General features: G+C 72.0%; 1 protein-coding gene. It reads left to right on the top strand.

Features of this window, described 5'->3' with window-relative positions:
* The gene (locus tag R2B38_RS46565; protein WP_318022257.1) at positions 1-11,952 is read left to right on the top strand and encodes a hypothetical protein; all 11,952 of its coding nucleotides are present in this window, start codon (positions 1-3) and stop codon (positions 11,950-11,952) included.
* The last annotated feature ends 151 nt before the right edge of the window (positions 11,953-12,103 follow it).

The raw sequence follows: 12,103 nt of genomic DNA, 5'->3' as shown, positions 1-12,103 counted from the left end.
GTGGCCATCGTCGTCCCTCCCAAGCTCAACTGGCTGTTCTTCATCCTCATCGGGGAGAAGTTCCTGGAGGCCAACGAGGACCACGCCTACGACACCAGCCAGTCGTTCGACCAGCTCCGCCAACACGTCGGCGCGCTCAAGTCACGGGCGAAACAAGCGGTGTTGGCTGTGGGGGAGGGCCTCCCCAAGGGAACCGCCGACCAGTTCATCGGGGCGATCAACCAAGTCCTGCCCTATCTCGATCAGTTCGAGGCCGACCTGGACAAGGTGACCAAGAACCAGGTCAACATCGCCATGCAGATCCGCGAGGCGAAGTGGAACATCATCGCCGAGCTCATCCGCCTGTTCATCGAACTCGCGATCCTGGCGGTGATGTCCTTCTTCACCGGCGGCGCCAGCGCGAGTGAGGCGGCGGTGGCACGGGCCCGCAGCCGCGTGTTCATCCTGGAGGTCCTGCTCGAACTCTCCCGCCGTACGCACCTGTTGCCGAGCTTCCTGGAGGCCGCCGAGGAGGCCTTCATGACGCTCGCGGTCCGGCTGGCCATGATGACGGGCGCCCCCAAGGGGCAACGGCCGAAGTCGATCGACTGGGGCGACATCGGTCTCAGCGCCGCGTTCGGCGCCGTCGCGGGGTTCCTCGCGCCGATCTTCGCGAAGACGATGAAGAACGTCACGAACAACCTCAAGAACATCGGTGACCTGGGGAAGAAGTTCGACGACGTCAACGTGGGCGGGGCGAAGCCGCCGAAGCTGAACGACACCGACCTGAATCTGACGAACAAGCCGAAGTCCGGTCCGACGCCGGGACCCGGGACCCACGTCCCCAAGACGACCCCCACGGTCACCCCGCACGTGACGCCGACACCCCACGGCGACGAGAGCTTCTCCGCCAAGGCGCTCGACCAGAGCGGTGAGTTCATCGCGGACGGCGCGTCGGAGACGCTGGCCGAGTCCCTCGTGATGGGCGCGTTCTTCGGTGACTTCACGCCGAGCTGGCAGACGTTCGTCGGATCGGGCCTGAGCGAGCGCTTCGAGGCGGGGGCCGAGCACGCGGTCACCAACAGTGCCGACTGGCTCAAGAACTTCGGGAACCCGCCGACGATCTCCACATCGGTCCCCGACACCGGCACCGGGGACGCCGGCAACGTCGGGCCGAACACTGGCCCGGGCAGGAGCGGCGGCACCAAGTCCGGTGCGGGAGGCGGCCCGCACACGCCCGTGGACACGGACACCGGCAACCACGTCGACACGGACACCGGCAACCACGTCGACACGGACACCGGCACACCTACGAAGGTGCCCCCGGTCGATGTCGTCGACCCACCGTCCCACACGTCCGTCCCGGTCATTCCGCCTGTCGTGGGGTCGTCAACGCCCGTCGTTCCGCCGGTGGTCGGGGCGTCCGCGCCGCCGACAGGCCCTGTGACGGTCACGCCATCCGCCCCGCCCACCGTCCCGACCGTCACCGGCGGCAGTGCTACTCCCGCCCCGCCCGTCGTGACGCACGGCAGCAGCAGCAACGACGACGGCACCGAACTCCCGCCGCAGACGCACGACTTGAACACCCCCGAGGTGGAGCCGGTCGGAACAACTCGGGTCGACCCGCCTCCGCCCCCGGACCAGAACCCTGTTGCCGACCCGCCCGCCACGGAATTGCCGCCGCCCGTGGTGACGTCGGCCCCCGTGACACCCACCGCCGGGACCACCGTCCGACCCGCGGTCACCCACAACGACGTTCCTGCACAGGGGAGTTCGAGCAACGACACGGGCGGCGGCAGTCCGGCCCCGCACCCTGTCCAAGCCCCGACTCCGACCCGCACCCCGACCACGGACACCGGCACGGGAACGGGCACCGGCACCGGCACCGGCAAGGGAAAGGCCGTGGCTCCACCGACACCGGACGCCACAGACCCAGCCCCAGAGCCCGCCCCCGTCACCCGCCCCGCCCCGCTCGTAGGCGCGGCCCACGACGCCCATGCCGACGCCGTACGGTCGTTGCAGCAAGCGGTCGACACCGCCGAAGGGCTCCGCGTGCGTGTCGAAGCCGGCCAGGGGGGCAGCCGCGACGTCCCCGCGCTGCACGACGCGGACGACAGGGTGCGGCAGGCCCAGGAGGACCTCTCGCGGGCGGAGACGCGTCTGCGTGAACTGGGCGAGGTGCCGCGTTCCCCCGCCGACGCCGCCCTGGATCTCGGCTCCGACTCGTCGGCGCAGCCCTCCGCCATCGTCCCCGTGGTGGACCGCTCCGATGCCCAACGGCACTGGATCGCCTCGCAGTTGACCGAGGAGGATCTGCCCCACGGCTTCTCCGCCGCCGGCCTCCCGACGGGCGATGCCGACGTGGACGTAGCCGCCCTGTCCTCCACCGGAACGGTCCTCACCGTCGAGCAGCAGACCCAGGCGGTCATGGGGAGCGGCAGACTGTCCCTGCTGGAGACCGGACTCACGCCCTTGCAGCAGGCCAAGGCGCTGATGCTGCGACCCGGTCCGTGGTCCGGGCACCTCGACACCGCCGCCGCCACGGCCAGCAGGCGTCTGTGGAACGACGCGTTCTCCGACTTCGCGCTGGGTACGCCCGGAGTGCCTCCGGACACCGCACGGCAGTCGTGGGACACCGCCACAGCGCTCGTGCTGCCCCTGGAACTGCACCCCGTGCTCGCGGACTCGCGGCACGCGATCGAGTCGTACCGAAGCGCGGTACGTCAGGTCGCCGACGTGCTGGCCGCGGGCGGGACGCGTGCGGAGGCGATCGCGCGCGCCGACGGTCTGCGCAGGGGTCTCGGGCTGCCGCAGCGGCTGCGGGGCGGTGCCCCCAAGCCCGAGGAGACCTCCGACGTTCCGCAGCCCGTGATCACCGTGAGCGGCGGAACACCTCTCGTCGCGACGACGTCCACCACGACCGGCTCGACGACCGATTCGACAACGACGATCACGGAGGTGCCCTTCGACGGGCTGCTCAACTCCGCGGGCGACAGGCCGACTTCGGTACCTCCCCGCGGCTCGGACGACACTCCGGAGAGGCTCCGTCGACAGCGCCCGCCCCGCAAGAGCGCCCCGCCGAACCGCCGTACCCCCCTGCTCGAACCCATCGACGAGGACACCGAGGCCAGGTTCACCGCCCCGCCGGTCAAGAAGCCCGCCACGCCAGGGCCCACCTGGGTGGTGCACGACCTGGACTCCCGCCGGCCGCCGCGCGTCGACCTCGACCTGCCGCCCGCGCCGTACAGCGGCGGCGGACCCGCGTCGTTCACCGACGGTGCCCGACTGCCCGTCTACATGGGCGGCATCGGCGAGTTGCTGCGCGGCCTGCCGCGCAACCTGCTGCGCCGGTCCTACGCCCTAGGCCAGGGGGACCGCGTCCTGCGCGGCGCCGACCGCGTCGTCGAGCAGCTCGACCTCAACCTCCGCCAGCCGCCCGGCGTCCGCCCCCGTCCCGCGCGCCCCGGCGGCAACCGTGCCGGCGACGGGCTCCTGGACGACGTACGGCACGCCCTCGTCCACAACCCGGGCGGCTTCTTCGGCGACGGGCAGCAGTTCAACTACCGCACGGTGGACGGCAAATCGCGGGTTCTCACGGTCACGGCCCGTCCGTACGGGCAGTGGGAGCGGTTCACCTTCGGCTACGCCAACCCCGTGAAGATCGACACGATGCAGCGCAACACTGCCCTCACGGGCAGGGTCGCGGTGAACAGCACGGCGGGATCCCTCGCGCCCACCGCACCGCTCGGACCGGTGAAGACGCTGTTCGCGCCCTGGGGGCGGGTCTTCGCGCAGTTCTCGTGGACCAAGCGGGTCGAGTACAACATGCAGAACCTCGTCGTGAACCAGAACGAGACCCGCACGACCGACGGTTCGCACGCCCATCTCGACGACGTCTGGTACGAGTTCAGGGTCACCGATCCGTCCGGCCGCCCCGTGGACCGGACCGGCAGGGCGATCAGGCCCGCGTCCGGCACGCGGGGGCAGGTCGCCTTCGGGTTCGCCGTCAGGGACGGGCTGTTCGTGCGCATCGCCGACAGCCTCACCCGGCCCAAACCGCCCGCCGACCGGCTGCCGCCGCGGATGCGGCTGGACCGCGGCTCCAACTACCGCATGATGAACACGGAGAGCTTCGGCCCCGTCGCGCACATCCGGGACTGGGCGCTCCAGCAGGTCGGCACGGACACGGACAGTATGGCCGGCAAGCAGATCAACTCGTTCTTCTCCACCGACGGGTTCCACCGCATGAGCCGGGTCATGGCCGCCGGGACGGTCACGTCGCCACCGCTGTTCAAGGACGACGCGGGGCGCGAACCGCTCGGTGTCTTCTCGGTCCGGGTACAGCCCGGCGAGGCCGTCCTCATCAGCGAGACCACCGCCGCCGAACTTCGGGACATCTCCCAGACGACGGTCCGCAACGAGCGGACCACCGGCAGGTCCTCGGGTATCGACATCGGGGGTGCCCTCGGACCGGCCTTCCAACTTCTCGGCATCGACCAGGGCAAGTTCGACCTGAGGATGCTCGCAGGCCTCAACTTCCGCTACGGCGCCTCCCGTAACCGCGCCTCCGTCACCGGCGGAACCGGCGCCGTGAAGTCGGCCGGACAGGCCAAGGGCGACCCCACGGGCCTCTACCTGGTCCAGAAGACCGTCACCGTCACCGCACCGCCCGACACCAAGGCACCGCTGCCCGACCGCAGGCGCGACGAGGGGAGTTCGACACCCGGCAAGCTGCGCAAGAACCCCCCGCGCACCTGGAGCGAGGCACCGCGCACCCGTACCTTCCAGACGTGGGCCGTGGAGCGGCTCACCCGCACCGAGGCCCGCCGTCTTGCCGGGGAGGCGAGTCCCGCGCCCGGCACCCCGCCCAGGGTGCCGCCGTACCTCACCCAGGACGCGCCGCCCACCCTCGGGATGAGCAGGGTCGAGGAGTTCACGTTCGCCGATGGCTCCTACGTACGGGACATCGACGGCGAGGACCGCACGTTCCTCGACCACTTCAGCGACCAGGTCCTCGAAGAGGTCGCGCGCGCCTACCCGGACCTCGTCGCGCCGCTGTCCGAACTCGATCCCGCCAACCCCCGCTGGCGGGGCGCCGATCACTTCCAGATGGCGGTCTCCAACACCCTGGAGGTGCTCAACACCCTCGCCTTCCACAGCATGGCGGGCAACCTGGAGACGATGATGACCTCGGGGCTGCGGATCTCCCTGGTCGACTCCCGCCGCGCCACCCGTGCCCAGCGTTACGTGTGGATCGACGCCGCTCTGACCGACCGGCGTTTCGAAGGCACGCAGAAGGACCTGCGGCTGCGGTTCAGCGCACCCGGCAGCGAGAACCTCGGCGGGCGGCAGAACAGCGCGCGCGGCGCGCACATCGGCGCGGAGGGGCTGCTGTCGCTGCGGGACGCGGCGACCGACAGCGCGGGCGGCCCGCTGCACGCGGGCACCGGTTCCCTGGGCGTGCGCTGGGGCGGCCGTAGCGACTCGGAGAGCGGTTACGGGGCCGCCGCCACGCACGAGGCCATGTCGATCGGCACCAAGGGCACCCACCTGTACAGCTACGAGGTCACCCTGACCGCGCGGCGCGGCGGCTTCCGCCGGTTCCGCGGCCTGCTGCGGGGTGTCCTCTTCCTCAACCTGCTCGGAACGCGGCCGTTCGTCTTCACCGAGCGGGAGAAGAACCTCATCGGCCCGGCCGGCTCCGGGCCGGACGTCAAGCGGCCCTCCGTCGGGCGTGTGCTGCTCGGCGTGCCCGTCGAGCACACGCCCGCCCGTGATACTTCGCGCCCGCACCACCCGCTGCACGGTGTGCCTCTCGTGACCACCGGGCAGGCCGCGCGGGACCTGGCGCTCGCCAGGCGCGGCCTGTTCGAGCGGGCGGGCCGGCGGGGCCGCGAGGAGTACCGGCGTCACCCGTACCTGACCCTCGCCGTCGTCGCGGACCCCGCACTCGGCCGGGCCGCCGAGGACGTCCTCAAGGAGTCGTCGGGCAACTCCTGGATGCTGACGAACCAGGGAGCCCCCGTCCACGACGCGGCGCTGCGCGTGTTCCAGAGCCAGTTCCTGACCGCGAACTTCGACCAGTCGTCCGCCCCGACCGGCTGGCGCGCCTCCGGGCTGTGGGCGAAGGCCCCCTACCTGGACCGCTCCTCGGTCCTCGCCCACCGCAGCCGACTGCGCCCCGGGAGCCTCACCGCCGTGACGGGCGCCATCCCGATCGAGGCGGAGACGACCATCGGCGGTGCCACCCAGGCCTCGGGACGCCACACCAGCACCAGCACGCTGTTCTTCGGCGGCCAGCTCGTCTACCTCAACTCGCACGACACCGGCACCGGGACCACAGGCAACTACGGCCTCGTCGCCAGCCCCTACCGCCTCGACAAGTCCCGCTTCCGGGCCGTCACCCGGACCGCGCTCGCCGAGATCAACCGCAAGGACCAGGGCCGGCAGGTGCTCGTCACCGCCGACGTCGACCACGAGATCGCCGCCACCTCCACCCTCGTCGGTCAACGCGCCACGGGCGTACGGCGGTTGCCCCGCTGGCTCGCCGGCGCGGCCGGGCGGCGGGTCCTCGTCAACGACGGCTGGGTCGGGCACGTCCCGGAGAAGAGCGCCTACCGGATGGGACTGCTCCGGGACCGCTGGGGCGACGTACCGCTCTACACCCGGCGTCGTTGGTCGCCCCAACCCTGGCTCCTGGACAACCCGTTCGGCAGTTTCCCGCTCACCGCGCTCGACACCGCGACCGTACTCAACGATTTCGACCGGCAGTTGAGGCCGCTCGGACTGACGGGCAGCGACCGGGACACGGTGCACCGGCTGATGTCGGAACGCGTCGTGCGTGCCCTCGGCAAGGAGATGACCGGCGGCAGTTCCTCCGTGCCCGCCCGCGTGGGGCGTTGGGGCTCGTCCACCGCCAACCTGTGGATCGGCAGCCGCAAGGTACGGGCACGTGCCGAGCTGATCCCGGTGAAGGTGCCCGTCGGCAGAACCGCACCGGACGGCAGCGGCTTCGGCGGCCTCGGCCACAGCGTGGAGTTCGAGGAGCACCGGAGCGCCGCGGAGACCACGCAGGAGGGCCGCGGCCGCGCCTCCGGCGCCAGCGTCGGCACCACCGTCGCCCAGGGCGCGCACACCGGCAACGACACCGTGCGGATGGCCGGACCGACGTACGCCGAGGTCGGCTCCACTCAGCAGACCGCCGCCCAGAACCAGTCCGAGGGCACCGTGCGGATCGCCACCGCGACGACGACCCAGGGACACGCCGAGTACGTCACCCGCTACCGGATGCGGCTCACCCTCGAAGTCACCGACACCCGCGAACCGAAGACCGGCACCGGCGCCTCCGCCTGGGTGAAGCGGGCCGCGCACCGCACCTGGCGCGGTGTCTCCGGCCGACGCCTGCTGCGTGTCAGCTCCGAGGGCGACGTCGGGGAACTCGTCGAGCACTACCCGCTCAGCCTCATGCGCCCCGACCCCGCCGACCCCGCCGCCGAACGGGACGACCCGCTGGCCCCGCCCGCCCTCGACGCCCCCGGCCCCTCCCGCCGCGTCGCACCGCCCGCCACGACCGGCCCCGGCGGCTGGCTCGACACGCTCCACCCCGACGACAGCATGAAGCCGTTCACCATGCCGCCGGACGGTTTCAAGGTCCGCCGGATCGTCGGCGTCGACCAGCTCCACACCGCCAACTCCCTTGCCCTGGCCGCCGCCTACGACACGTCCTTCCCGCTCACCGACGCGGTCGACGACGACCTGATCGCCCGTGCCCAGGACACCCCGCTCACCCGCGCCGGCACCGGGCCCGCCCAGAACCTGGAGGACGGCACCGGCAACGGCGCCCTCAGCGCCTTCTACGACCGCACCCTCGACCCCGGCGGCTACGAGGTGGCCGGCCTGACCGAACGCGGCTTCTTCGGCGGCGCGGACGCCGACCTCCGGCTGTACTCCCGGCCGCAATTCCGGCAGGCCCGGCTGCTCGCCGTCACCGACGGCATGAAACACGAGGCACCCAAGCGCCATGTGCAGGGCGGTGGCGCGAGCGCCGGGCGCGTCGGGCAGACCGAGTCGTCGCTCGGCGGCGGTCCTGCCACGTCGTCCTCCGCCACCGGCACCAACCAGATGGGCGCCTCGGGACCGGGCGACGTCTCGACCGAGTCCGACACCCTCGCCTCGGCCGGCGACCGCCTCGCGTCGGTGAACGTCAAGCCGAACACCACCCGCACGTTCCTGTTCGCCATCCCCACGACCTGGCTGAGCGTCGCCGCGGTCCATCACCACGTCAAGGACTCCGCGCCGGTACGGGCGATGCGCAGCCCGTTCGGCAACCCGCAGCGCGCCCCGCAGGCCCGCGAGACCGACACCACCGTCCTCGCCTGGGTCCGCGAGGACGTCGCCCGTGAACTGGGCCTCGTCGGCGACGACGGATTCCCGCCGGTGGCGGCCAGGGCGTGGGACGCGGTCACCAAGGCCGACAAGGAGTGGACGGCCGCCGACAAGAAGTACTGGGAGCTGCGCCGTGACGAGGGCCCGCGCCGCGAGACCGCGCTCACCGACGCCGAGAACCTGCTGACCGCCCTCACCGCACGCGACCCCGAGACCCTGCCCCAGGTGATCGCCGCACGGGGCGAACTCGCCCGCCTGGAAGAGGAGAACGACGGCGCGGAACCCGCCCACGACGGCTGGGCGGAACTCCACGACGCGGAACGCGACGCCGCGCATGACCGTGTAACTGCCTTGCTGCGGGCGGCCGATGACGAGGTCACCGCGGCCCGTGCGGCCCGCGACACGGCCCGCGACCAACTGGACGCGTTCACAGCGGAGTTGGGCGAGCGATGCGTCTTCGCCGAGGCACTCGCCGACGAGTACGCACGCGTCCGGGAAGCCGCCGACCGCCTGACCCGCTGGCACCAGCTCGCGGCCACACCGGCGGGACGCGCCCAGCTCGGCGCCACCCCGGAACCGGACGAGGTCGTCTTCCGGGCCCCACCGGCACCGGGCACCGCGAAGGTGCCGGTGACGGAGAAGAAGACCACCGGGACGACTAACAAGAAGACCAGCGACACGGACGCGGAAAAGAAGGATGCGGAGAGGAAGGGCGCCGAAAAGAAGGAAGCGGAGAAGAAGGCCAGCGACAAGAAGGACGGTGGGGAGCAGGACGACGCGGCGGGCGACGCCGAACTGCGCCCCGCGTTCAGCCGCCCGCCATGGGAGACGGCCGGAACCCCGGACCCGTCCCTGCGCCGGTTCGACGCGGCCCAGGACCACCGCACCCTGACCGCCACCGATCCCGACGGCAAGAGCTGGGTGTACGACCTGCACGAACCGGACGGTGACGGCAACGGGTTCTTCACGGCGATCCTCGGTGTCGGGGATCGCGGCGGGCCGACGGCGGTGTCGGAGACCCGGCGCGCCGGACTGGCCGGCCGCGTGGCCCGGAGCGTCGACATGCCCCCGGACGTGACGCTCGACCCGCAAGCGGTGTTCCGTACGGCCGAGTTGACCAGCAGGCTCGGCGAGCACTTCCGGCGCGACCCCGCCCTGTCCGGCACCGTCGAGGAGAACGGCGGCCGGCTGCCCGAAGCCCTGCTCACCGCACTCACCCCCGCCCAGCGGCAGAGCCTCGTACGGCTGCACGTACAGCGCGCCCGCCGTTGGGACGACGCGACAGCGAACCTCGCCGCGGATCTGACGGCGCGTTCCCTCGGAGTGGACATCACGGTCGTGGGGGAGGACGGCAGCTACCGGTTCTTCCCGGGCTCCGCCGACCCGACGGCCGACCCGCTCCGGCAGGTGACCGTCTACCGGCGCGGTGACAGCTACCTGTCGGCCCGTCCCCGGTCCTCAACACCGGTGCCGGCGCCGCCCGTTCGGAGTGCTGAGCCGCCGGGGGAGAAGGACGCCGACGACACGAAAGGCAGGGGCAAGGGCAGCGACTACAAGGGAGCCAAGGGCGACCAGGACGCGAAGAGCAAGGAGAGCAAGGACAAGCCCGACTCGGAGACGCAGGCCAAGTCCGTCGGCGACAAGCAGCCGCCACCCGGCCGGACCGTCCGCGTGGACGGCCGGCAGATGACCCTCCAGAACGTCCGCCCCGACGGCAACTGCCTGTTCGCCGCCATCATCGCCGGCATAGGCGCCCAGCACCCCGGCCACACCGTGCGGGGCAGAACCGTACGCACGATGACGGTCACCGACCTGCGCAACGACACCGCCGCCTGGTACGGGACGTCCGCCGCCGCCCACCAGCACGCCACGCGGGACCCGTTGGAGACGATCGTCCACGACAGGTACCCGGACCTGCGCAGCCTGCGGCCCCTGCTCGCGCAGCTGGGCCTGCGCAGGCACATCCCGCTGACCTCCGCGCAACAGGCGCGAATCCAGGCACAGTTGAGGGCCGAGGGGCTGGAGAACGTCTCGGGTCCGGTGGCGAACGCCCGAAGCCGCGCGCTGACCGACCAGGCGCACGCCAACAACGTGCGCCAACTGGTCCTGCGTACCCTGCACGGCCCCGCAACGACGCGGTCGCGGGCCCTGTGGCGGGAGATCCGCAGCCACCTGCCGACCGCCGTGCCCGCCACCCCGGGGCAGACCGTCACGCTGGGGGAGCGTGGGCTGGTCGACCGCGCGATCCGCTCGCCCGAACTGTGGCACACGCCCTTCTACGACGACGTACCCCTGCTGCTCACCCAGTCGCTGGGTATCGACCTCGTCGTCGTCCAGCCCGACGGCCACGGCGGATCCTTGCTGCACCGCCTCTCCGAGGACGCCAACGGGCCTACCGTGTACGTCGGTTACAACGGCATCGACCACTACGAGACGTTGCTGCCGACGCCGCCGCGTCACGGTCCGGGCGGTGACCTCACCGCCGGTTTCGGCGATCCCGTGCTGCCGAAGCGGGTCAAGGACGAGGAGCGCGACGACGAGGGCGACGTACGGGCGAACCCGTTGTGGATCCCCCTCGACGAGGTGGACCCCGACCTGCTGATCACCGGCAACCGCGACGCGGTGTGGCTGTACACGGTGACCGACGACGGCCGTGTCCTGCTCGGCAGCGAGGCACCCTCGCAGGTGATGGCGCAGGACCGGTTCGACGCGCTGCTCGCCGGCGTCCGCACCCGACGCCCCGAGGTGACGGCGAAGTCGCTGCGGGCGGAGATCGACGGCCTCGGACACACCGGCATCGCCGCCGTGTTCGACGGAGGCGGTCGTACGCGGCCCGGCGCGAGTCGGGTGTCGGGCGAGTTCCGCTGGAGCGAGAGCCTGCGGACGTGGACCGTGAACGACAAGTCCGGCCGCTACATGAGCAAGTCGGTACGGCCGGACATCGACCCCCCGGTCGCGGCCGGCTGGCTGGACAACGTCGCCGCGCTCTTCACCGAGCGCCTCGGCGTCCAAGTCGCCCCGGACCAGGTGAAGTCGAGCGCCACGAAGGCACCCGAGCCGAAGGCCGGAGAAACCGGCAACCGGTCCGCTTCCGTTTCTGTGACGCTGCGTCAGCCCTCGGACGGCGGCGACTGGTTGCCGGCCGCGCTGGTCGACGCCCTGAGGAGGACGGGGCCGGACCCGTTCGGCCGACCGGGACTCGGCGGTCTTCTCGGGGGACCGGACCCGTCCGACGCGCTGCACCGCTGGACCGAGTTCCGGCTCGCGGCCCCGGACGCCGCAGTACGGGTGCCCCGCCTGGCCGCCCCCGACTGGGCGGGTCCGGCGCACACAACGGTGAGGCTCGACGACCTCGCCGCCGTGGGCGTGACCCCGACACCCGACCAGGCCGCGTTCGCCGCACTGACCGGCGCGCTCCCGCTCGGCGACCTCACCCTGACGCTCGCGCAGCGCTACCGGCTACTGCGCCGCTGGGCGGACCGCGACGACCTCCTCACCGAGACCGCCGCCGCCACCGCCGCCCGCGACCTGGGAATCGTCCTGACTCTGATCACGGACGACGGGACGGTACGCCGCTTCGAACCGTGAGGTCGGCCCCGCCCCGACGCGGAGACCACCACGGACTCCCCGGGTCTCGCCGTGCTCACCGGCACCCCGACTACTACTCGCCGAAGTCGGCGATGACCGCGCACGGTTCGACGGCGTGGTCGGACGGTCGGTGTGATCCCTTCGCCGTGCG

The organism is Streptomyces sp. N50 (assembly GCF_033335955.1).
GTDB lineage: Bacteria > Actinomycetota > Actinomycetes > Streptomycetales > Streptomycetaceae > Streptomyces.
Note: the sequence above shows the minus strand (reverse complement) of the source record. Positions and strands in the feature narration are given on the sequence as shown.